23 protein-coding genes are annotated in these 23,182 nt (G+C 47.4%); 11 read left to right on the forward strand and 12 right to left on the reverse strand.

What is annotated here, in order from left to right:
• The first annotated feature begins 1 nt into the window (after position 1).
• The 4 genes from nqrE (at position 2) to nqrM (ending at position 3,193) form a co-directional block, all read left to right on the forward strand.
• Positions 2-598: an NADH:ubiquinone reductase (Na(+)-transporting) subunit E gene (nqrE, locus tag Pcarn_RS03030; RefSeq protein ID WP_261834928.1), complete on the forward strand. Its 597-nt coding sequence runs from the start codon at positions 2-4 to the stop codon at positions 596-598.
• 24 nt (positions 599-622) lie between these two features.
• On the forward strand, positions 623-1,846 hold the full coding sequence (gene nqrF / locus Pcarn_RS03035) for an NADH:ubiquinone reductase (Na(+)-transporting) subunit F (RefSeq protein ID WP_261834929.1): 1,224 nt from the start codon (positions 623-625) through the stop codon (positions 1,844-1,846).
• A 99-nt stretch (positions 1,847-1,945) separates the two neighbouring features.
• Positions 1,946-2,947, forward strand: coding sequence for an FAD:protein FMN transferase (locus Pcarn_RS03040; RefSeq protein ID WP_390904479.1), 1,002 nt, complete (start codon positions 1,946-1,948; stop codon positions 2,945-2,947).
• Positions 2,948-2,959: 12 nt separating this feature from the next.
• Positions 2,960-3,193 carry a (Na+)-NQR maturation NqrM gene (gene nqrM, locus Pcarn_RS03045; protein ID WP_261834931.1) on the forward strand — a complete coding sequence of 78 codons (234 nt, stop codon included), beginning with the start codon at positions 2,960-2,962 and terminating at the stop codon, positions 3,191-3,193.
• 61 nt (positions 3,194-3,254) lie between these two features.
• On the opposite strand, the gene Pcarn_RS03050 is transcribed toward nqrM, so the two are convergent.
• From Pcarn_RS03050 to Pcarn_RS03070, 5 genes are all read right to left on the reverse strand, one after another.
• Complete coding sequence (locus tag Pcarn_RS03050) at positions 3,255-4,289, reverse strand: extracellular solute-binding protein (protein ID WP_261834932.1); 1,035 nt, start codon at positions 4,287-4,289, stop codon at positions 3,255-3,257.
• A gap of 52 nt (positions 4,290-4,341) precedes the next feature.
• Positions 4,342-5,121 carry a spermidine/putrescine ABC transporter permease PotC gene (gene potC / locus Pcarn_RS03055; RefSeq protein ID WP_261834933.1) on the reverse strand — a complete coding sequence of 260 codons (780 nt, stop codon included), beginning with the start codon at positions 5,119-5,121 and terminating at the stop codon, positions 4,342-4,344.
• Positions 5,121-5,978 (reverse strand): spermidine/putrescine ABC transporter permease PotB, encoded by an 858-nt coding sequence (gene potB, locus Pcarn_RS03060; RefSeq protein WP_261834934.1) that lies wholly within the window; start codon positions 5,976-5,978, stop codon positions 5,121-5,123. Before potB ends, potC begins: the two co-directional genes overlap by 1 nt.
• The gene (gene potA, locus Pcarn_RS03065; RefSeq protein ID WP_261834935.1) at positions 5,971-7,098 is read right to left on the reverse strand and encodes a spermidine/putrescine ABC transporter ATP-binding protein PotA; all 1,128 of its coding nucleotides are present in this window, start codon (positions 7,096-7,098) and stop codon (positions 5,971-5,973) included. Before potA ends, potB begins: the two co-directional genes overlap by 8 nt.
• 177 nt (positions 7,099-7,275) lie before the next feature.
• Positions 7,276-8,523 carry a uracil-xanthine permease family protein gene (locus tag Pcarn_RS03070; RefSeq protein WP_261834936.1) on the reverse strand — a complete coding sequence of 416 codons (1,248 nt, stop codon included), beginning with the start codon at positions 8,521-8,523 and terminating at the stop codon, positions 7,276-7,278.
• Positions 8,524-8,644: 121 nt separating this feature from the next.
• Between Pcarn_RS03070 and dinB the strand changes: the two genes are divergently transcribed.
• A complete protein-coding gene (gene dinB / locus Pcarn_RS03075; protein ID WP_261834937.1) occupies positions 8,645-9,739 on the forward strand; it encodes a DNA polymerase IV in 1,095 nt (364 codons plus the stop codon).
• Between the two features lie 24 nt (positions 9,740-9,763).
• On the forward strand, positions 9,764-10,546 hold the full coding sequence (locus Pcarn_RS03080) for a YggN family protein (RefSeq protein WP_261834938.1): 783 nt from the start codon (positions 9,764-9,766) through the stop codon (positions 10,544-10,546).
• A gap of 44 nt (positions 10,547-10,590) precedes the next feature.
• Here Pcarn_RS03080 and Pcarn_RS03085 read toward each other — a convergent pair whose 3' ends face one another.
• From Pcarn_RS03085 to tsaA, 4 genes are all read right to left on the reverse strand, one after another.
• Positions 10,591-10,782, reverse strand: a complete 192-nt coding sequence (locus tag Pcarn_RS03085) for a DUF4250 domain-containing protein (RefSeq protein ID WP_261834939.1) — start codon at positions 10,780-10,782, stop codon at positions 10,591-10,593.
• A 2-nt stretch (positions 10,783-10,784) separates the two neighbouring features.
• Positions 10,785-10,988 (reverse strand): YaeP family protein, encoded by a 204-nt coding sequence (locus Pcarn_RS03090; protein WP_261834940.1) that lies wholly within the window; start codon positions 10,986-10,988, stop codon positions 10,785-10,787.
• Positions 10,989-11,039: 51 nt separating this feature from the next.
• Positions 11,040-12,755 (reverse strand): proline--tRNA ligase, encoded by a 1,716-nt coding sequence (locus tag Pcarn_RS03095; protein ID WP_261834941.1) that lies wholly within the window; start codon positions 12,753-12,755, stop codon positions 11,040-11,042.
• A 107-nt stretch (positions 12,756-12,862) separates the two neighbouring features.
• Positions 12,863-13,561, reverse strand: coding sequence for a tRNA (N6-threonylcarbamoyladenosine(37)-N6)-methyltransferase TrmO (tsaA, locus tag Pcarn_RS03100; RefSeq protein WP_261834942.1), 699 nt, complete (start codon positions 13,559-13,561; stop codon positions 12,863-12,865).
• Positions 13,562-13,901: 340 nt separating this feature from the next.
• Between tsaA and Pcarn_RS03105 the strand changes: the two genes are divergently transcribed.
• The gene (locus Pcarn_RS03105) at positions 13,902-15,491 is read left to right on the forward strand and encodes an AbgT family transporter (RefSeq protein ID WP_261834943.1); all 1,590 of its coding nucleotides are present in this window, start codon (positions 13,902-13,904) and stop codon (positions 15,489-15,491) included.
• 336 nt (positions 15,492-15,827) lie between these two features.
• Positions 15,828-17,330 carry a peptide MFS transporter gene (locus Pcarn_RS03110; protein ID WP_261834944.1) on the forward strand — a complete coding sequence of 501 codons (1,503 nt, stop codon included), beginning with the start codon at positions 15,828-15,830 and terminating at the stop codon, positions 17,328-17,330.
• A 71-nt stretch (positions 17,331-17,401) separates the two neighbouring features.
• Here Pcarn_RS03110 and Pcarn_RS03115 read toward each other — a convergent pair whose 3' ends face one another.
• The 3 genes from Pcarn_RS03115 to metN are packed head-to-tail and all read right to left on the reverse strand — an operon-like array spanning position 17,402 to position 19,934.
• Positions 17,402-18,211: a MetQ/NlpA family lipoprotein gene (locus Pcarn_RS03115; RefSeq protein WP_261834945.1), complete on the reverse strand. Its 810-nt coding sequence runs from the start codon at positions 18,209-18,211 to the stop codon at positions 17,402-17,404.
• Between the two features lie 21 nt (positions 18,212-18,232).
• Positions 18,233-18,910, reverse strand: a complete 678-nt coding sequence (locus Pcarn_RS03120; protein WP_261834946.1) for a methionine ABC transporter permease — start codon at positions 18,908-18,910, stop codon at positions 18,233-18,235.
• Entirely contained in the window at positions 18,900-19,934 is a 1,035-nt protein-coding gene (gene metN, locus Pcarn_RS03125; protein ID WP_261834947.1) for a methionine ABC transporter ATP-binding protein MetN, read from the reverse strand. Before metN ends, Pcarn_RS03120 begins: the two co-directional genes overlap by 11 nt.
• Before the next feature lie 175 nt (positions 19,935-20,109).
• Between metN and gmhB the strand changes: the two genes are divergently transcribed.
• The 3 genes from gmhB (at position 20,110) to treB (ending at position 23,178) form a co-directional block, all read left to right on the forward strand.
• Positions 20,110-20,664: a D-glycero-beta-D-manno-heptose 1,7-bisphosphate 7-phosphatase gene (gene gmhB / locus Pcarn_RS03130; protein ID WP_261834948.1), complete on the forward strand. Its 555-nt coding sequence runs from the start codon at positions 20,110-20,112 to the stop codon at positions 20,662-20,664.
• Between the two features lie 3 nt (positions 20,665-20,667).
• Positions 20,668-21,618, forward strand: coding sequence for a trehalose operon repressor TreR (gene treR, locus Pcarn_RS03135; protein WP_261834949.1), 951 nt, complete (start codon positions 20,668-20,670; stop codon positions 21,616-21,618).
• Positions 21,619-21,753: 135 nt separating this feature from the next.
• A complete protein-coding gene (gene treB / locus Pcarn_RS03140) occupies positions 21,754-23,178 on the forward strand; it encodes a PTS trehalose transporter subunit IIBC (RefSeq protein ID WP_261834950.1) in 1,425 nt (474 codons plus the stop codon).
• Positions 23,179-23,182 lie beyond the last annotated feature (4 nt).

Raw genomic sequence — 23,182 nt, forward strand, 5'->3', positions numbered from 1 at the left:
CATGGAACATTATATTAGCTTGCTAGTTAAATCGATCTTCATCGAAAACTTGGCACTCTCTTTCTTCTTGGGTATGTGTACATTCCTTGCAGTATCTAAGAAGGTAAAAACCTCTTTCGGTCTTGGTGTAGCGGTAATCGCAGTACTGACAATTGCAGTACCTGTGAACAACCTTCTATACAACCTAGTTCTTAAAGAGAACGCATTGGTAGCGGGTGTTGACCTTAGCTTCCTAAACTTCATCACCTTCATCGGTGTAATCGCAGCACTTGTACAGATCCTAGAGATGGTTCTTGACCGTTTCTTCCCACCTTTGTACAACGCACTGGGTATCTTCCTACCGCTAATCACGGTTAACTGTGCGATCTTTGGTGGCGTATCTTTCATGGTTCAGCGTGACTACAACTTCGCTGAGTCTGTAGTATACGGCTTCGGTTCTGGTGTGGGCTGGATGCTAGCTATCGTTGCGCTAGCGGGTATCCGTGAGAAGATGAAGTACTCTGACGTTCCTCCAGGTCTACGTGGTCTAGGTATTACCTTTATCACTGTTGGTCTGATGGCGTTGGGTTTCCTATCGTTCTCTGGTGTTCAACTGTAAGAGTAAATAGAAAAGGATTAGTCAATGGATATTATTCTTGGCGTTGTGATGTTTACTCTGATTGTACTGGCTTTGGTACTGGTAATCCTGTTTGCCAAATCCAAGCTTGTACCTACAGGTGACGTAAACATCTTAGTAAACGGCGACCCTGAAAAAGGCTTCGCTGTAGCACCTGGTGACAAACTTCTAGGTGCACTAGCAGGCAACGGTATCTTTGTATCGTCTGCTTGTGGTGGCGGTGGCTCTTGTGGTCAGTGTCGCGTAAAAGTTAAATCTGGCGGTGGTGACATCCTGCCGACCGAGCTTGACCACATCAGTAAGGGTGAAGCACGTGAAGGTGAGCGTCTAGCGTGTCAGGTAGCTGTTAAAGCAGACATGGAAATCGAACTTCCAGAAGAGATCTTCGGCGTTAAGAAGTGGGAATGTTCAGTTATCTCTAACGATAACAAAGCAACCTTCATCAAAGAGCTGAAACTTCAGATCCCTGATGGTGAGTCTGTTCCGTTCCGTGCAGGTGGTTATATTCAGATTGAAGCACCAGCGCACCACGTTAAATACTCAGAGTTCGACGTACCAGAAGAGTACCGTGAGGACTGGGACAAGTTTAATCTGTTCCGTTATGAGTCAGTGGTAAACGAAGAGACTATCCGTGCTTACTCTATGGCTAACTACCCAGAAGAAGAAGGCATTATTATGCTGAACGTGCGTATCGCTACGCCGCCGCCTAATAATCCTGACGTTCCACCGGGTATCATGTCATCATTCATCTGGTCTCTTAAAGAGGGCGACAAGTGTACGATTTCTGGTCCATTCGGTGAGTTCTTCGCTAAAGAGACTGACAACGAGATGGTATTCGTTGGTGGTGGTGCGGGTATGGCGCCTATGCGTTCGCACATCTTCGACCAACTTAAGCGTCTGAAGTCTAAGCGTAAGATGTCTTTCTGGTATGGTGCACGTTCTAAGCGTGAAATGTTCTACGTAGAAGATTTCGACGGTCTACAAGCAGAAAACGACAACTTCATCTGGCACTGTGCTCTATCTGATCCAATGCCAGAAGATAACTGGGATGGCTACACTGGCTTCATTCACAACGTACTGTATGAAAACTATCTGAAGGACCACGAAGCGCCTGAAGACTGTGAGTACTACATGTGTGGTCCACCTATGATGAACGCAGCTGTAATCGGCATGCTTAAAGATCTAGGTGTTGAGGATGAAAACATCCTACTTGATGACTTCGGTGGTTAATCGATAATCGAACCAAAACGGCTGGCTCAATGAGTCAGCCTTTTTTCTTTTTGGTCTATGGAGATTAGGATGAAAGTAGTACCTCATCTTGGGAATAAAATTAAGGCTTTGCTGGTCATGTTAGTGACCGCAGTGGTTTTGACTGGCTGTGAGCAAGCACCTCAGCAGGTGGCTCTGCAGGGCAAGACCATGGGTACCACCTACCATATCAAGTATATTACGGAAGGTGATGTGCCTGAGGCGACAAAGGTGCAAGCGCGTATCGATGAGCTTCTTGAAGAAGTGAACGATCAGATGTCTACCTATCGTCCAACCTCGGAGCTAAGTCAGTTTAACCAGCAGCAGACGACCGATGCGTTCGAGGTATCACCGCAGACCGCGACGGTAGTAAAAGAAGCGATTCGTCTGAGTCAGCTTACTCAAGGCGCACTGGATGTGACCGTAGGTCCGCTGGTTAACCTGTGGGGTTTTGGTCCTGAGGCACGTCCTGACAAGGTTCCTAGCGATGAAGAGCTTGCAGCTCGCCGTGAGATGATTGGTGTTCATCACCTGTCGGTTGACGGTAATATGCTACGTAAAGACATGCCGAGCCTATATGTAGACCTGTCTACTATCGCAAAGGGCTGGGGTGTTGACGTAGTTGCTGAGTATCTCAAATCTGTTGGTATTCATCGTTATATGGTGGAAATTGGCGGCGAACTTCGCCTTAAGGGTGCTAACGCTGAGGGTATCGATTGGCGTATCGCTATCGAGAAACCAACGGTGAATACTCGCCAAGTGGAACTGATTGTTCAGCCTGGTGATATGGCGATGGCGACCTCTGGTGATTATCGCAACTATTTTGAGCGTGACGGAATCCGATATTCGCATATAATAGACCCTAACACAGGCAAGCCAATCTCAAACAAGGTGGTTTCAGTGACTGCACTGCACCCCTCTTGTATGACAGCAGATGGCTTGGCAACCGGCCTTATGGTGCTGGGTGAAGAGAAAGGTTTACAGGTCGCAAATGAAAATGATCTCGCTGTCTTTATGATAGTGAAAACTGAGGATGGCTTTAAAGAGGTCTACTCTGACGCATTTGCGAAATACATGAAGTAAAAGGGTACAACAATGGCAACATACTTAGTCACCTTTGGAGTATTTCTGGGTTTCATTGCCCTGATGGCGATTGGCTATATCATCCAGAAGAAAGTGGTAAAAGGCAGCTGTGGCGGATTAGACGCCATGGGTATCGACAAGGTATGTAACTGTCCTGAGCCGTGTGATGCGCGTAAACGCCGCGAAGCAAAGGCTGCCGCTCGCGCTGCTAAAATGGCCGAGTGGGAAAAAGACCGCATCGCATAATTGCGAGCCTTCAAAAAATAAAAAATGGCCACTCATAAGAGTGGCCATTTTTGTATCTGGATTACTGCACTTTGAGTTTCTGGAAGTACTCTTCGTACAGGGTAGCCGCTTCACCTACTTCATCTTGCCAATTACCGCTATCCATAATCGCTTGTGGTGGGAAGATGTTTTCATCTTCAACAAACTCTTTTGGTAGCAGAGGATAAGCCGTCTTCACTGGAGTCGGATAACCGATTTCTACTGCAATCTTAGCTGCGTTCTCTGGACGCAATAGGAAGTCGATCATCTTAAGAGCCGCTTCCTTATTCTGAGCGTTGGCTGGAATAGCTAGGCTATCCATCCAGAATACTGCACCTTTCTCCGGCCAAACGATCTCTATGTTTGCACCTTCTTGTCGGGCAGCGTAAGCAGAACCGTTCCAAAGCATACCCGCTGAAACCTCGCCGGCGAGATATGGATTAGCCGGGAAATCTGAGTTGAATACCAGCACGTTTGGCATCAGTTTTTTTAGCTCTTCGTAGGCGGCCTTTATCTCATCTGGATTAGTGGTGTTAGGGGAGTAGCCAAGTTTAGTCAGCGCAATATGGAATACTTCGCGAGAGTCATCCATCAGCATCAGTTGGCCTTCCCATTTTTGATCCCATAGGTCGTCCCATTTAGTGAACTCATTCTTGTCCAGCATATCTGTGTTTACACCTATGCCAGTGGCACCCCAGATATACGGGATAGAGTAGTCGTTAGAAGGGTCGAAAGACTTATTCAAAAAGTTCGGATCTAGGCCTGCGAAGTGCTCAAGCTTAGAGTGGTCGATCTTCTGTAGCATGCCTTCTTTACGCATTTTAGAGACGTAGTAGGTAGAAGGCACGATGAGGTCGTAGCCACCGCCTTGGGTCTTGAGCTTGGCGTACATAGACTCGTTTGATTCATAGGTAGAGTAGATGACCTTGATACCTGTCTCTTTGGTGAAATCACGCAGGACCTCGTTGGGAATATACTCAGACCAGTTGTAGAAATAGAGTTCTTTGTCTTGTGCTAGTGAGCTGGTAGCGAAAACACTTGTGGCACATAGGGTAATTATTTGAAGTAGTTTTTTCATAGGATTTATATCTCAATCTAACCCAATTAGGGGTGATACAAACAGGTTCAATCTAAGAGTTTTGGTTCACATTGCTTCTGGAAATTAACTGAGAAATGGCGACCAAAGCCAGAGAGACGATCAACATTATAGTCGCTAATGCGTTGACCTCAGGTGAGATGCCAACCTTAACCATAGAGTATATCTTGAGCGGTAATATCTCGTAGGTAGGGCCAGTCACAAAAGAGCTAATGATTACATCGTCCAGAGATAGGGTGAAGCTAAGCAGCCAGCCCGCAGCGATTGCCGGTTTTGCCAACGGATAGATGATCTGTTTGAGTATCACCCATTCACTGGCACCTAGGTCCTTTGCTGCCTCTAGCATCTTAACGTCAAAGCCTTTTAATCGGGTGAATACAGACACCACCACAAAGGGCAAACAGAAGGTGACGTGAGCTACTAGCAGGGTAAAGAAGCCCAGTTGCGCCCCGAGCACCAAAAACAGCGCCAGTAATGAAATCGCCATTACAATATCGGGCGACATCATCACCACAAACAGCATGCCGTTAACCGCAGACTTACCCTTAAACTGATAACGAAATAGCGCCACTGCCGTTAGGGTGCCAATCAGGGTTGCGACGATGGACGAGAAGACAGCAACCTGCAGTGAATGCCATGCGGCCTGCATCAAGCTGTCATTGTAGACCAAGGCCTCATACCATTTAGTGGTCCATCCGCCCCACTTGATACCGAACTTGCTGGCATTAAATGAATTGACGATTAGCACTATGATAGGCAGGTATAAGAAGGCATACACCAAGGTCATAAAGCTAAATCTAAGTGAGCGACCCATTATTCTAACTCCAGTTTTCTATTGAGCAGCTTACTGGCTCGATAATAGGCATACAGCAACAGTGCCATAGCTATGGTTAGGGCAATACTGGTAGCCGCGCCAAATGGCCAGTCTCTGGCATTGAGAACCTGACTCTTGATGACGTTACCAATCAGCAGATTCTTCGCACCTCCAAGCAGATCAGAGACATAGAACATACCCAACGCAGGCAGAAGTACCAGCAGACAACCACCGATAATGCCCGGCATGGTAAGAGGCAGTATTACCTTGGTAAAGGTCTGAAACTTGTTTGCTCCTAGGTCTCTGGCCGCTTCGATGTAGTTCTTGTCCAGTTTTTCGATAGCCGAGTAGAGGGGCAAGATCATGAATGGCAGCAGGATATAGACCAGACCTATCATGACTGCCGTTTCGGTGAACATGATGCGTATTGGCTTGTCGATGATATCCAGTGCCATCAGACTCTTGTTCAGTATCCCTTGGGTGCCTAACACTATCTTGAGGCCGTAGGTACGGATAAGCGAGTTGGTCCAGAAGGGAATAATGACCAAAAACAGCATAAAAGGCTGCCAGCGCGCAGGCATCTTAGCGATGATATAGGCAAACGGGTAGCCGATGAGCAAGCAGAGCAGGGTTGCCACTGATGCCATATAGAAAGAATGCCCAAGAACTTTGGCGTACAGCGGGTCGAACAGTCGATAATAATTATCTAAGGTAAACACCATCTGAATGAGGTTGGCTTCATCACGAGTGAGAAAGCTCGTCCCTATGATCATCAGGTTGGGGATAAATACAAACAGCCCTAGCCAACCGACTATCAAGGCAATGATGGAGTTTCTTAGGGTTAAGACACTACCCATGGCTCTCGCTTCCCGCTGTATCGCTAAGCACTACTTCCCAGCTTTCTATCCAGGTGATAGCCACCTTTTGCCCTAAAGAGTGGTCCACATCCGGGTCGTCTTCGTTGAAGAATTCGCTGACCATGACGCGCTGTCCGGACTCGGTTTCGACGATAGAGTCTAGGGTCATGCCCTTATAGATTCGTTCAGTGACGTGACCGACGATGCCCTTATCTTCTTTTTCGCTGATCTCTTCTAGGCGAATATCTTCAGGGCGCAGTAGCACTTGAATAGACTGCTGCTCGGAAACCTCTCCCTCATAGAAGACTACAGAGTCGACACCTTCGATCTCAGCCAGAATGCGTTTTTCATCCAAGCGACTTTTCACCTTAGCGGGGAAGACGTTGATCTCACCGATAAAGCTCGCCACAAACAGGTTCTTTGGCTCTTCGTAGATCTCTTTTGGAGTACCATCTTGCTCAATCACACCGTCGCGCATAACGATAATGCGGTCAGACATAGACAATGCTTCCTCTTGATCGTGGGTAACGAACACAAAGGTGATGCCGAGCTGTCGTTGCAGCTGCTTTAACTCAATCTGCATCTGTTTGCGCAGTTTGTAGTCCAGCGCTGAAAGAGATTCGTCTAGCAGTAATACCTTAGGTTTGTTCACTACCGCTCGAGCAATAGCGATACGCTGCTGCTGTCCGCCGGAGAGTTGATCGGGGCGTCGGTGCGCCATCTCTTCAAGGCGTACCATCTTGAGCGCTTCTGTAACGCGCGTCTTTATCTCGTCACTGTTAGCGCCCTGCATACGCAGGCCGAAGGCGACGTTATCGAAGATGGTCATGTGCGGGAATAGGGCGTAGCTTTGAAATACTGTGTTGACGTTTCTTTGCTCTGGCTGAAGCTGGGTAACGTCTAGTTCGCCAAGCACTATGCTTCCTGAATCGACAGATTCGAAGCCTGCAATCAATCTTAATACTGTGGTTTTACCGCAGCCAGAGGGGCCAAGTATGGTAAGAAACTCGCCATGATTCACATCCAATGACAAGTTGCTGATGATCTCTTTTCCAGAAAAGCTCTTGCTGATCCCGGATAAACGTACAACTGGTGGGGTCACCTCTGAGGTCGCGTCCAATACATTGATTCCTAATAGAAAGTTAGAGTCCTAATCACTAGGTCGGAACGAATTTAAATATTAGATAATAAATGCCGACTTTTGCTACGTACTCTTACACTTAAATTGAAAAAACCGAGCTATATTAGCTCGGTTTTTGTATTTTGCTTATCAATATCTACTAGAAAGATAGGCTTTTTAGGATTTCTCTTCCATTTGTGCATTTTCAGCAACTTGGCTCTCACCAAGATTCTTAGGTAGGAATAGGTTTAGCAGGATAGCTACGATACCGCATAGGCTGATACCTTGCAGGCTGAAGTCACCCACACCAAACGCCATACCACCGATACCAAACACCAGAGTTACACCCACGATTACTAGGTTACGTGATTGGTGCAGGTCCACCTGATTCTTGATAAGGGTGTTTAGACCTACGGTAGCGATTGAGCCAAATAGTAGCATCATAATACCGCCCATAACTGGAACCGGAATGGTTTGTAGGATGCCACCTAGTTTGCCTACTAGCGCCAGCACGATAGCCGTGATCGCAGCATAGGTCATGATCTTAGGGTTGTATGCCTTAGTCAGCATTACCGCGCCGGTCACTTCACTGTAGGTAGTATTCGGTGGAGCACCGATCATACTCGCAGCCATAGTTGCCACCCCGTCACCTGTCATGGTGCGATGAAGACCCGGCTTCTTGAGATAGTCTTTACCCGTTACGTTGGAGATAGCCAGCATGTCACCTACGTGCTCTACTGCTGGGGCAATCGCCACAGGGATCATAAATAGGATGGCATTGATGTTGAACTCTGGTGCGGTGAAGTTTGGAAGACCAAACCAAGCCGCTTGCTGCACAGGCGTGAAATCAACGATGCCCGCCATTAGGCTAAGCGCATAACCCACTGCGATACCAGAAAAAATAGGTAGCAGCTTCAAAAAGCCCTTTGCATATACGCTTACGATAATGGTGGTTAGAAGTGATGCCAGTGCAATCCATAGGGCGATATTGCCGTCCACAAGCTGAACCGCACCATCACCTGTCTTACCTAGAGCCATATTTACTGCAACAGGTGCAAGACCAAGGCCGATCACCATGATCACAGGGCCTACAACCACAGGTGGAAGCAGTTTATGGATAATCTGCACACCGCGAAGATGGATAAGCCCACCCAGAAGTACGTACACCACACCCGCAGCCATTAGACCGCCCATGGTAGCGGCTACACCCCAGGTTTGAACGCCATAAAGAATAGGAGCTATAAATGCGAAAGAGGAAGCGAGGAAAATTGGAACAGAGCGTTTGGTGATAAATTGAAAAAGTAGGGTACCGATACCTGCGCCGAATAGAGCAACGTTAGGGTCGAGACCAGTAAGAAGAGGGACCAGAACCAGCGCGCCGAAGGCAACGAACAGCATCTGCATACCCTGCAAAATGGTAGTCATGATTTTCTTTCTCCCTTTTTGTAGGAAAATCGACGAATATTAGCACTAGTTATCGGATCTTAGTGTCTATCAGATCAAAAATTTATGAGTCTGACGCAAGGAAATGAGTTAATATAACTGTATGTCCAAACAGTATATAAAGCCTAACTTTGACCGCAAGATTATCCATATTGATATGGACTGCTTCTATGCTGCGGTCGAGATGCGTGATTTCCCTCAATATCGTGGTCGTCCATTAGCCGTAGGTGGTAATGAAGCGCAGAGGGGAGTGCTCAGCACCTGTAACTATGAGGCGCGCAAGTTTGGTATTCGCTCTGCGATGCCTACGGCGCAGGCGAAAAAGCTCTGTCCGCAATTGCTGGTAGTGCCTGGACGTATGCAGGTCTATAAAGATGTCTCTGCGCAGATCCGCGCTATCTTTGCTCGCTATACCAAGATCATTGAGCCTCTTTCGTTAGATGAAGCCTATCTAGATGTGACCGAGTGTACTCAGCACAAAGGTTCAGCTACCTTAATTGCAGAGGCTATCCGCAAGGATATTCTCGATGAAACGGGCCTAACCGCTTCTGCCGGTGTGGCCCCAATCAAGTTTCTGGCCAAGGTAGCTTCCGATCTTAATAAGCCCAATGGTCAATATGTCATTCCGCCGAGCCAGGTGCAGTCTTTTATCGATGAGATGCCACTGCAGAAGATACCAGGTGTTGGTAAGGTTGCGGTGCAAAAACTCAATCGCGGTGGCCTGTATGTGGGAGAGGATGTTCGTCGCAGCGACTATCGAGAGCTATTAATCAAATATGGCCGCTTGGGGGCATCCTTGTGGAAGCGCTGTCACGGGGTGGATAGGCGCTCAGTGCAGGTGGAGCGTGAGCGTAAGTCGGTTGGGGTAGAGCGCACCTTTAGCAAGAATATCTCAAGTTTCGATGAGTGCTGGCAGGTGATCCAAGATAAGCTCTACCCTGAACTGAAGCAGAGGCTAGCAAAGACAGGGCGAGAGATCACCAAGCAAGGCATCAAGGTGAAATTTGCTGATTTTCAGACCACCACCATAGAGTGTGGCTCCAAACAGCTTGAGCAAGTGGCGTTTCATTCGCTGCTTGAACAGGTGCTTACACGGCAACAGGGGCGAGAGATACGCCTTTTGGGCCTCAATGTTATGTTGCAGTCAGAGGCGGTAGCCAAGCAGTTGAGCTTGCTGGATAATACAACTTCTTCCTAATGAGCGGATTAAAGGAAATAGACTATGTGGCGAAGTGCATCACGCACCTTAGCAATGACGGGATTGATGAGCCTTGGCTTTATGGCAGGGGTAGCACAGGCGAAAGAGATGCCTGCTCAAACTTGCCCGATCGATATCAACCAAGAGCTTCATTTAGATGGTAAGAATGTCACCATCATAGACAGACAAGGCAACAGTGCTGAGCTTGAAGAAGGTAAGGGACTGACTATCCAAGGTAAATCTGTTGCTCTAAGTCCAGAGCAAGAAAAGATGCTTGAGGATTATCGTCAGCGTTTAAATGAATATGTCCCTCAGGCTCGAGATATCGTGCAATCAGGTTTAGATGTAGCCAATGAGATCATCGATGAGCTGTCGGCCTCTTTTGATAATACCGATGCCTTTGAGAACGTGCGCCAAGCTGTGATCGATTTTTATAATCAGCTTGAGGCTCGCTACTATCAAAACGGTGAAATGGTATTAAAGCCAGATACATTCGAGGATGTCTATCAAAACTGGAAACAAGACTTCGATTCCGCGCGAGAGGTGTTTAATCGCGAGTTCTTTGCCAGCGCATTTAGTGTTCTGCAGGAGAAGATGAAGTCGGAAGACGGTATCAACTTCACTGCCCTTCAAGAGGAAATGGCAAAGCTTAAGGCTTCTGTTGAGGGCAAGCTAAAAGAGAACTCTAAACAGATCCAGAAGCAAGCCGAGGAGTACTGCGATTCAATGAAGTCTCTGGCTGAGCAGGAAAAGGGAGTGGTTCAAAGCATTCCTGAATTGAAGGATTATCAGCTGTTTGAGATTTAATAAGACTCAACGAAAAAGCCAGTGAGAAATCACTGGCTTTATTTTTATCTGAACTGCTTAGCTTCGGCTAGCCACTCGAATCCGCCAGTTGCTAGGCGGTCGATAAGGGCTTGCTTATCGATGTCGAAGGTCTTAGCTAGCGCATCTAGGTCACCGCCGAAGTCATCGCGAAGCTTCATGTTCACTATGCTCATCAGCATCACCACATCCATGGTTTCGAAGTTAGCTAGGTTCATGCTTAGTCCTCGAAGTCTGAGATAAGCAGGTTAGCCGCAGCAAAGGCCGCTTTTTCGCGTACTTCTTTTGCTAGAGATTCATCTGCAGCGATATCGTTTAGTGCCTTTAGTGCACAGGTGATCGCTTGTGGAATATAGGCTTGGTCGCCACTTCCAATCTGTGCGTATAGTTCACGCACTAGGTCACAGCAGTCATATACTTTCATGGTTTACCCTCAAAAAACAAAAGGCAGCCTAGGCTGCCTTAAAACTAAAAATTATTTCATTTGAGCTTTTAGGTGCTCAAGGATGTTGTCCATCTCTACCGGTACTTTCTCACCATCTTTACGGCTCTTGTATTCGAAGTGGCCGTTGTCCATGCTGCGATCGCCGATCACAACAGTGTGAGGAATACCGATTAGCTCGATGTCCTTAAACATTACACCTGGGCGCTCTTTACGGTCATCGAATAGCACTTCGATACCTTGTGCGGTTAGGTCAGCGTATAGTTTTTCTGCCGCTTCTTTAACGCGCTCTGATTTGTGCATGTTCATCGGCACGATAGCTACCTGGAATGGCGCAATAGCTTCAGGCCAAATGATGCCGTTTTCATCGTGGTTTTGCTCGATTGCCGCAGCAACTACGCGAGAAACACCGATGCCGTAGCAGCCCATTTCTAGAACAGCATTTTTACCGTTCGAATCAAGGACGCTACAGTTCATCTTCTCAGAGTAGTTAGTACCAAGTTGGAAGATATGACCAACTTCGATACCACGCTTAAGGCCGATAACACCTTTGCCACATGGGCTTGGATCGCCCTCTACTACGTTACGTAGGTCTTCAACCTGACCTAACTCAACGTCACGACCCCAGTTGATGCCGAAGTAGTGTTTGTCGTCTACGTTCGCACCTGCACCAAAGTCGCTCATTACTGCAACGCTGCGATCAACGATGAACGGAAGCTCTAGGTTAACTGGGCCAAGTGAACCAGGACCTGCACCGATAGCTGCGCGGATCTCTTCCTCTGTTGCCATCTCTAGTGGAGAAGCAACCTCGGCCAGGTTCTCAGCTTTCACTTCGTTTAGCTCATGGTCACCACGGATGATCAGACCGATAAGCGGAGCATCAATCTCTTCAGACGCTTTAACGAATAGAGTCTTAACCGTCTTCTCGATAGGCATTTCGAACTGTTCAACAAGCTCAGCGATAGTCTTAGCGTTTGGCGTATCAACCAGTATCATCTCTTGAGTCGGTGCGTCAGCTGCATCAGCAGGCGCTAGTGCTTCTGCTTTTTCGATGTTTGCCGCGTAGTCAGACTCAGAAGAGAAGGCGATTAGGTCTTCACCGCTCTCTGCCAGTACGTGGAACTCGTGTGAGCCACTACCACCGATAGCACCGGTGTCAGCCAGTACTGGACGGTAGTCCAGACCCATGCGGTCGAACGCCTTGCAGTATGCCGCGTGCATTGCTTCGTAAGACTTCTCTAGACCTGCTTTGTCGATATCAAAGCTGTATGCATCCATCATAGAGAATTCACGTGCGCGCATTACACCGAAACGTGGACGACGCTCATCACGGAATTTAGTCTGGATCTGATATAGGTTCAGAGGCAGTTGCTTATAAGAGCTTACTTCGTTGCGTACTAGGCTAGTGATAACCTCTTCCGCTGTTGGGCTCAGTACAAACGGACGCTCGTGACGGTCGGTAAAGCTAAGTAGCTCTGGGCCCATCTTTTCGCTGCGGCCTGTCTCTTCCCAAAGGTCGAAGGGTTGGACAACGGGCATCAAAGTCTCGACTGCACCTGCATTATCGATCTCTTGGCGAACAATGTTCTCTACTTTACGCAGTACACGCAAACCTGTGGGTAGCCAAGTGTAAAGACCTGATGCAAGTTTACGAATCATACCCGCACGAAGCATTAGCTGATGGCTAATTACCTCGGCGTCATTTGGCGTTTCTTTAAGGGTAGAAACTAGGTAATTACTGGTACGCATTTAAGCTTTCCGTTGTCTATATAAAAAAGAAAATTCCTAGGAGATCCCTAGGAAATTAAGCCCTCTATAATAGCAGTCAATTGCTTATCGCTAAAGAGCTAATGTCATTAGGTAAGGGGCTTTACCCCTGTAACCACTATGCTTTCATCAATTACTTGGAAGCTAACATCCCAATCAAACAACTGAACTGCATAAACTTTCAAGTCTTGTTTATCTTGCTTGTAAGCAGGACGGGGGTCTTGAGAGAGGATTTGCTCCAATGCGGTCTGCTTATATGCTGCATCCTTTTCTTTGTTCAGCACAGCTAGGGCACCTTCACTGAAGGTCACTGGTTTAGACTGTGGAGGCTCTTCAGCGTATCCCCCTTTTGCTTCAGGTATGGAATCTGAGTAGGGGATATACGGCTTGATATCGATAATCGGTGTGCCATCCACCAAGTCCACATTGCCCAAGCGGATAACCACATTTCCTTTTTCTATTACCACTTCTCGCAGCTCCACCGCTGACATGCCGATAGCGTTAGGCCTAAAGGTAGAACGGCTGGCGAATACGCCCACTCGTTTGTTACCACCTAGCCTTGGTGGCCTCACGGTTGGTTTCCAGCCCGCCTCGATATTCTGATCGAATAGGAATAGCAGCCACAGATGAGAGAACTGCTCGAGCTCACGAACCGTGGCTTCATTATTCACCTCGTCAATAAGGTGCAGCTCAGTGACCACATCTGGCGCAAGGTTCGGTTGACGTGGAATGGCGAACTTTTCTTTGTATGGAGTTCGGATTTTTCCGATTGGAGTTAGTGTATGCATGGGGTTGCGTAGTTCAAAAAGAGTCAAATGTCGCCGAAACGACCACGAATTTTTATGTCTTAGGTCACATAATTACAAACTTTGCCAAATTAGACAAAGTTAAATGTAAAGAATTATGAATAGCTAGATCTTGTTAGTACATCAGGGGTTTAAGCCCACTGTTAAAGGAAAATTTACATTTATTGCTATTTTTTACAACTATAGCGAGGTTTTTCACTCTTTAAAAATTATGCGGTGTGGGGTATGTTGCCCGCTCATTTTTTGCAGCAGTCATGGGATTGACGTGCTACAACGCGGTTTAGCAGCAAAAAAAGAATATTAAAATTAAAAGGAGATACAGATGAGCACATCTGCTTCACAAACACATCGACCGCCTAAAAAGCCTCTATTCACCCGATTTCTGGATGGCGTAGAGTATCTAGGCAACCTATTACCACACCCAATCACTTTGTTTGCAATTTTTTGTGTGGGTATCTTAGTACTGTCAGGCATTGCAGGTTATTTCGAGGTTTCAGTAATGGACCCTCGCCCAGAAGGAGCACCAGGCCGCGCGGCTGACGGTGTTATCCAAGTAGTAAGTCTACTTAATGGTGAAGGCCTGCGTCTTATCGTTACTAACCTAGTAACTAACTTCACTGGTTTCGCACCTCTAGGTACAGTTCTTGTAGCTATGCTAGGTGTTGCAATCGCTGAGCACTCTGGTCTGCTTTCTGCAGCTATGCGTGGTCTAGTAATGGGCGCTTCTCAGCGCATGGTTACTGTAGCGGTTGTATTTGCTGGTATCATCTCTAACACAGCATCAGAATTAGGTTACGTAGTTCTAATTCCTCTTGCGGCTATGTTGTTCCACTCTTTGGGTCGTCACCCACTGGCTGGTCTAGCTGCAGCATTTGCTGGTGTATCAGGTGGTTACTCTGCAAACCTTCTAATCGGTACCGTTGATCCGCTTCTATCAGGTATTACTGAGACTGCGGCTCAAATGATCGATCCAACGTACACCGTTGGTCCTGAGTCAAACTGGTACTTCATGTTTATCTCGACTTTCTTCATCGCGATTACAGGTGCATTTGTAACTGAGAAGATTGTTGAACCTAAGCTTGGTAAATACAACGACGAAGAAGCTTCAGAAGACCTGTCTGGCGACAGCATGGGCTCTCTAACTTCTGAAGAAAAACGTGGTCTTAAGCTTGCGGGTATCGCTGTTCTAGGTGTGAGTGCGGTTCTTGCTCTGACAGTTGTTCCTGAGTGGGGCGCACTGCGTCACCCTGAAACTGGTCTAATCGCTGGTTCTCCGTTCCTTAAGAGTATCGTAGCCTTTATCTTCGTATTCTTTGCTATCCCAGGCTTTGTATACGGTCGCGTAACTGGCACTATGAAGACTGACCGTGACGTGATCAATGCAATGTCGAAGTCTATGTCTTCTATGGGCATGTACATCGTACTTGTATTCTTCGCAGCTCAGTTTGTTGCGTTCTTTAAGTGGACTAACTTCGGCCAAGTATTCGCGGTTGCTGGTGCAGACTTCCTACAGTCAGTTGGCCTAACGGGTCCAATGCTGTTCTTCGCCTTCATCCTAATGTGTGGCTTCATCAACCTGATGATCGGTTCTGCTTCTGCTCAGTGGGCAGTTACAGCTCCTATCTTCGTACCTATGCTGATGCTAGTGGGTTACGCTCCTGAAACTATCCAGGCGGCTTACCGTATCGGTGACTCAACGACGAACATCATCACTCCAATGATGAGCTACTTCGGCCTAATCCTTGCTGTAGCAACTCGCTACATGAAGAACCTAGGTATCGGTACTCTAGTAGCTACAATGCTACCGTACTCAATCTGCTTCATCGTAGGTTGGTCAGTACTGTTCTACGTGTGGGTATTCGTATTCGGTCTACCAGTAGGTCCTGGTGCGGCAACCTACTACACGCCTTAAGCTTTAATCGCTTAACAAAACACATCGAAATGGTCAGCTTTGCTGGCCATTTTTTTTTGGTTGAGCAAAGTGCAACTAACAGTCCGTGTTGTATCCTTGTCGCTCCATTGCTGAGGCTTAATTTAGAACACTGAGTTGGTTAAATGTACGCCGATAAGTAAGATTTTAGATTTCATATGCACTTGGTTTTACTGTGTGTGGTATTGGGCGTATTCCATTAGTGGAATGTAAAAATACCCACACTTTGTGATGGGGTATCTTTGATATGTTTGCCGCGTTCGCAAGCCCGCTGGGGGACGTGAATGATAATTACAAACATTCTTAGAGATACACATTTTGCAAACAACATTAAATCCCGTTACTAATGACAGCAAGCTAATACGCTCGCAGGTCTTCAACGTAACCACCATTACCTTCTTTGGACAGTTCGCTTCATACTCGATCATGTCCATCTTCATCCTGTTCCTGACACTACCTATGGCAAAAGATGGCCTAGGTATGACCGAAGAGCAAGCCTATGAATTTATGGGCGTGACTCAAGCTATCGGCTATATGATGCCTATCATCGGCGGTTTTATTATCGATAAGTATCTGGGCATTCGTCGCGGCATCACTCTTGGTATCTGCCTTCTAGCCGTGGCTTATTTGCTGGTGTATATCGGTAGCTCTCATGTACACGATTTTGGCACTCAAGCCTTTATCATGGCCTACGCGCTTATCCCTGCTGTAAATGCCATGGTAGGTTCTCCATCTTCTGCTCTTGTGAGTCGAATCTACAAAGGCGATGAAGTGGGCAGCAAGTCGGGTATGACCTACTTCTATATGGCGATCAACGTGGGTTCGCTTATCGGTATCGCTGTAGCCCCTATGTTTATGAACAGCCAATATGGCGTTATGTCAGTGCTGGCTATCGTGGTGCTAGGTAAAGCAGCTGCAGCCCTTAACTTTATCGCCAAGCGCAAGATCTACGACAACGTGGTAGATGATCTAGACAAACAGCCTATGACTTTAGGGCGTACGCTTCCTGTATTGCTTTACCTAGTTGGCGGTTATACGGTTGCTTATGTGGCGTACCTAAACCCTTATATCAGCACTTACCTGATTGGTCTTGGTTGTACTATCGGTATCCTAGCTTTCTGTATCCGCACCATGCTTCTTACTGGCGCAGACCGTACTAAACAATTGGTTGCAGCGTTTCTTATTCTCGTGGCTATCGTGTTCTATGTGCTGTACAACCAGATGGCGACCACAATGGTGATGTTCACCAAGAACAATACCGATTTCACTATCTTAGGTTTGACTCTAGCTCCGGCACAGTTTCAGCTGATCAACCCGCTGGTTATCCTAGCTATCGGTTCAATGTTGCCTAAGTTCTACAGCCGTTTTGTACGCTTTACCATCCCATATCAGTTCGCAGTCGGTGTTATCTTGGCAGGTGTGGCTATGCTAGTACTTTGGTTAGGCGCCTCTAGTGGCTATGAGACGGGTATTGCCAGTGGTAACTATGTTGGCCTGTCTTACTTTGTTGTGACCATTGCAGAGCTGTTTGTGAGCGCTGTGGGGCTATCTATGATTGGCCTTTACTGTCACCCGCGCATGATCGCGTTTGCTATGGGTGCTTGGTATCTAGCCTCGTCTATGTCGAACCTGATCTCAGGTCAGTTAGGTAAGCTGGTGGCTGTGCCGAAAGGCAGCAGCGACAAAATCCACTCTATGCATGCCTACGGTGACTTCTTCTATTCGATGGGTATGACAGCTGTAGTTGTCGGTATCCTGTTGTGCGGCGTGATGTACTTCCTGCATCGCTCTCTAGCGAATAAGGGCATCGAGGTGGCTTAATTTCCTTATGCGCACAAAAAACCGCACTCAAGAGTGCGGTTTTTTAATGTCTGTAAGAAAAGGGGAGGAGATTACCAGCCCTTAACTACGCCACCTTTGAAGATGTCAGAAGCTGCCTTGTACACTTCGTCAGTCTGGTACGCTTTAACGAAGTTTTGTACGTTTTCAGCGTTTAGGTTCTCTTCGCGAGAAACGATTAGGTTCACGTATGGAGACTCTTTGTCTTCAACGAATACACCGTCGCGCTCAGGAGTTAGGTCGATAGAGCTCGCGTAAGTCGTGTTGATGATAGAAAGTGCAACGTCATCTAGAGAGCGTGGTAGCTGTGCAGCGTCTAGCTCAACGATAGCGATGTTTTTAGGGTTCTCGATGATGTCGCGAACAGTGCCTTGTAGACCAACGCCTTCACGTAGCTTGATCAGACCTTGTTGCTCAAGAAGAAGTAGAGAACGACCTAGGTTAGTTGGATCGTTTGGTACTGCGATACGTGCACCGTCTTCTAGCTCGTCTACAGATTTGATTTGCTTAGAGTAGCCCGCGATTGGGTAAACAAAAGAGTTACCTGCGATAGCTAGCTTGTAACCACGGTCAGCGATTTGCTGGTCTAGGTATGGCTTGTGTTGGAATGCGTTGATATCAACAGAGCCGTCGTCTAGTGCAGCGTTTGGTGTTACATAGTCAGTGAAGGTTACTAGCTCAACGTCTAGGCCGTACTTCTCTTTAGCTACTTTTGCTGCAACTTCAGCAACCTGTGCTTCAGCACCCGCCATTACGCCTACTTTAATCTTGCTCATATCTTCCGCTTTGTCACCACAACCTGCTAGAACAACAGCAGATGCTGCAACGGCAATAGCGAATAGCTTCTTCAAACTGAATTTCATGAATCTCTCCTTGGAATAAAATTATCTGTGGTCAACTTTGCGAACCAGTGCGTCACCCACAGATTGAATGATTTGCACTAATACAATCAGCATCACAACGGTTACCGCCATGATAGTAACGTCATATCGGTGGAAGCCATAGCGAATGGCTACGTCACCTAGGCCACCGCCACCAACGGTACCGGCCATCGCCGAGTAGCTCACTAGGGTAACTAGGGTAATGGTTACTGTATTAATAATGGTAGGCAGTGCTTCAGGAAGCAGTACCTTAGAAATAATCTGCATTGGGGTTGCGCCCATTGACTGAGCTGCTTCTACAAGGCCGCTTGGTACCTCAAGCAGTGCACCCTCGATAAGGCGAGCCACAAATGGGATAGCGCCGATAGTCAGAGGTACGATAGCCGCTGTGGTACCGATAAAGGTGCCGATAAGTAGCTTAGTAAACGGAATGATGGCTACCATAAGTACCAAGAAAGGTACGCTTCGGCCAATGTTTACGATCGCGCCCAATACTGCGTTTAGCTTAGTGTTCTCAAGCAGACCACCTTTTTTGGTGGTGTGCAGGATAACACCTAGCGGAATACCCAATGCAAAACCAACGATACCAGAAAATGCCACCATGTAGATGGTCTCCCAGGTCGCTTTCAGCAGAAGGTTACTGTTTAGGCTGAACCAATCCATAATGATCTCAATTGACATAGCCAAGTACCTCTACTTTTACATTGTGTTGTTCTAGATATTTGATTGCGGCAAGGTCGGCTTCTTCTGAGCCGAATAGCTCAGCAACCAGCATGCCGAATTTCACGCCGCCTGCGTAATCGAGATCAGAGCTTAGGATAGATACATCGATATCAAATTTGCGGGTGATCTGGCTGATCACTGGCTCATCTACGGTTGCACCTGTGAACTCAAGGCGTACTAGAGGATGACTGCCCTCTGAGCGATCCTGGGTCAGGCGCTCTGCGTAGTCTTCTGGAATAGACAGGTCAAGGGTAGAGCGAATGAACTTACGTGCTAGCTCTGTTTTCGGGTGAGCAAAGATTTCGCCTACAGTGCCTTTCTCAACCAGTTTACCGCCGCCGATAATCGCCACCTCGTGACAGATGCTCTTCACTACGTCCATCTCGTGGGTAATGATAAGAACCGTGATGCCAAGCTGACGGTTGATGGTCTTTAGAAGCTCAAGGATAGATTGAGTGGTAGCAGGATCCAGTGCACTGGTCGCCTCATCACACAGCAGAACCTTAGGGTCACTTGAAAGTGCACGTGCGATTGCCACACGCTGCTTTTGACCGCCACTTAGGTTAGCTGGATAGGTGTCTTTCTTGTCAGCAAGGCCAACAAGGTCTAGCAGTTCCGTTACTTTCGCTTCGATGTGTTGACGGTCGCGGCCTGCAAGCTCAAGTGGCAGGGCAACGTTATCAAATACGGTGCGAGAAGATAGCAGGTTGAAGTGCTGGAAGATCATGCCGATATTGCGGCGCGCTTCTGACAGGCCTTTGTCATTTAATTTAGTTAGATCAACGCCATCAACGATCACTTCGCCGCTAGTCGGTACCTCTAGCATATTTACACAGCGGATCAGCGTACTTTTACCGGCACCAGAGGAGCCGATTACGCCAAATATCTTGCCTTTTGCGACGCTAAGATTGATATCTACTAAGGCATTAATCGGGCGATTGCCTTGGTAAAATATCTTGTTAACTTGGTTGATTTCTATCATCAATGAACCTGTAAACTGGGGAACTGCAGTGAATTCTGCTGAAATGCTATGGCGATCACAGCGTCAAGTCAATAGATATTTTTACGTCTAGACGTCTAAACTGTAATTGAAGTGTGCGACTGATGACAAAGCGTGTAATAATCTGTGTGAACCTGCCTTATAAGAGAGAGTATCGGTGGCTAAACCTGCTGTTTTTTTAGATCGTGATGGCGTAATTAACGTCGATCACGGATACGTACACGACGAACATGACTTTGAATACATCGAAGGTGTATTTGAGGCAACCAAGAAGCTACAACAGCAGGGCTATATGCTGGTGCTAGTGACCAACCAATCTGGTATCGCTAGAGGTAAATTTAGCGAAGACAGATTCCTTTCTCTTACTCAATGGATGGACTGGAACTTCTCCGACAACGGCGTGGAGTTCGACGGCATCTATTACTGCCCGCATCATCCTGAACATGGCATTGGTGATTACAAGCAAGATTGTGAGTGTCGTAAGCCAAAGCCGGGTATGTTTATCTCAGCGCGAGACTTCCTGAAGATCGATATGGCTAAATCTGTAATGGTTGGCGATAAGGCTGAGGATATGATGGCCGCTGAAGCCGCGGGTGTTGGCACTAAGATCTTGGTGCGCACAGGTAAGCCGGTAACCGAAAAAGGTGAAGCCATTGCCGATGCGGTTCTAGATAGCATCGCTGATGTTCCTGCATTTATCGCCTCTCGCTAATCCATGACCAAAAAGCTCACCATTCTTGATATTGCGAAACTTGCCGGCGTCGGCAAGTCGACTGTGTCTCGCGTCCTGACCAACGACCCTAAGGTAAAGCCTGAAACTCGGCAAAAGGTTGAGCAGGTGATTTCCGAGTCCGGCTATGTGCCGTCCAAATCAGCCCAGTCCATGCGCGGGGGCAGTCAAAAAGTGGTGGGTGTGATTATCTCCCGCCTCGATTCTCCATCTGAAAACCAAGCGGTGGGCACTATGCTCAGCACCCTGTATAGCGCTGGTTATGATGTGGTGGTTATGGAGAGTCAGTTTGATCGTGACAAGACTAATGAGCATCTTGAGGTACTCAAACGTCGCAATGTGGATGGCGTGATCGTATTTGGTTTTACCGATTGTGATGTGGAGAGTTTATCCTCTTGGCAGCACAAGGCGGTGGTGATCGCCATGGATTACCCAGAGCTTTCCTCGATCAACTATGACAACCAGATGGTGATTGAGCTTGCCTTAGAGCATGTAAAGTCCCAAGGTCTGGATGAGATTGCCTATATAGGTGTCGACCCTAAAGACAGAACCACGGGGTTATCTCGACTAAACGCTTATCTGGATTGGTGTCAGCGCAAAGATCACAGAGTTAACTACCAGGTGGGCGAACTTCACCATGAGAGTGCCTATCAGTTGGTGGATAAGGTGCTCGGCTCGGACACTCAAGCCATAGTTTGTGCCAGTGATACTTTGGCATTGGGCGTTATTAAACGCCTGCAAGAGCTGGGACGTGAAGATGTCTTGGTGACTGGTGTTGGCGGTAATGAACTGCTCTCTTTCCTATTTCCCAAGGTCTATAGCGTCGATCCTGGCTATACCGAAGCCGGCAAGAAAGCGGCAAATGCTTTGATCAAGCAGCTCTCTGGTGAGGCTGAAATCACCCATCAAACCCAACAACCTCTGCCTAGAATGTGACCTGATTCAATTTATGGGACTGTTCCCATTTTAATTTCTCATAACTAGTGTCAATATTCGTCACACAAGAAATGGGAATGTTCCCATTGATTCATCGAATATAATAAATGTACCCACTTTAAGGTGAACTAAGTTATGAGCAAGGTAGAACGTCGCGATGTTCAGCGCCTGATCGAATTGGTCGGCGGAAGAGAAAATATCGCCAGTGTAAGTCACTGTTTAACCCGTTTACGTTTTGTTTTGAATGACACGGATAAGGCTGACACCAAAGGGCTAGAGGCACTTCCTCTGGTAAAAGGTTGCTTTACCAATGCAGGCCAGTTTCAGGTAGTTATCGGCACTGAGGTAGACGAGGTGTATAAGGTGCTGCTTGAGGAATCAGGTCAATCAGCGGCGAGTAAGGATGATGCCAAGCTTGCAGCGCGCAAGAACATGAACATCCTTGAGCGTGGTATCTCTCATCTGGCAGAAATCTTTGTTCCTCTTCTTCCTGCCATTATCACCGGTGGTCTGATCCTTGGTTTCCGTAACGTTATCGGTGATATCCGAATGTTCGACGGCCAGACTCTGACAGAGATCAGTCAGTTCTGGGCAACGGTACACTCATTCCTATGGCTTATCGGTGAAGCTATCTTCTTCTTCCTACCAGTAGGTGTGTGTTGGTCGACAGTGAAGAAACTGGGCGGCACTCCGATTCTGGGTATCACGTTAGGTGTGACTCTGGTTTCGCCTCAATTGATGAACGCCTATCTGATAGGCAAAGAAGTGCCAGAGGTATGGGACTTTGGCCTATTTGTCATTGAGAAGGTGGGGTATCAGGCTCAGGTTATTCCAGCGATGCTGGCGGGTATGGCGCTAGCCTTTATTGAAACCAATCTTAAGCGCATCGTACCGTCTTACCTGTATCTGGTTGTGGTGCCATTTGTCTCTATCATTCTGTCTGTGATTCTGGCGCACTCTTTGATTGGTCCGTTCGGTCGTATGTTGGGTGATGGTGTGGCATTTGCCGCTAAAGCTGCCATGACAGGTGACTTTGCAGTGCTGGGTTCAATCCTGTTTGGTTTCTTCTATGCACCATTGGTTATCACAGGTATCCACCACACTACTAACGCCGTTGACCTACAACTGATGCAAGACCTTGGCGGTACACCAATCTGGCCTCTTATTGCACTATCAAATATCGCTCAAGCATCAGCGGTAGTGGGCATCATTATCATCAGCAAGAAACATGGCGAGCGCGATATCTCTGTGCCAGCGGCTATCTCTGCTTATTTAGGTGTGACTGAGCCGGCAATGTACGGCATCAACTTGAAATACAAGTTTCCTATGCTTTGCGCCATGATTGGTAGTGCGGCAGCGGCAGCAATCTGTGGTAGCGCAGGTGTGATGGCAAACGGTATCGGTGTGGGCGGTCTGCCAGGCATCCTTTCTATCCAACCAGCCTTCTGGGGCGTATTTGGTCTAGCAATGCTGGTGGCAATCATAGTGCCAATCACACTAACTCTAATCCTTTATAAGCGCGCTCAAAGCAAGGGCGAGCTAGAAACAGCAAACGCATAATCTA

It is taken from the genome of Vibrio ishigakensis, assembly GCF_024347675.1.
Taxonomy (GTDB): Bacteria; Pseudomonadota; Gammaproteobacteria; order Enterobacterales; family Vibrionaceae; genus Vibrio; species Vibrio ishigakensis.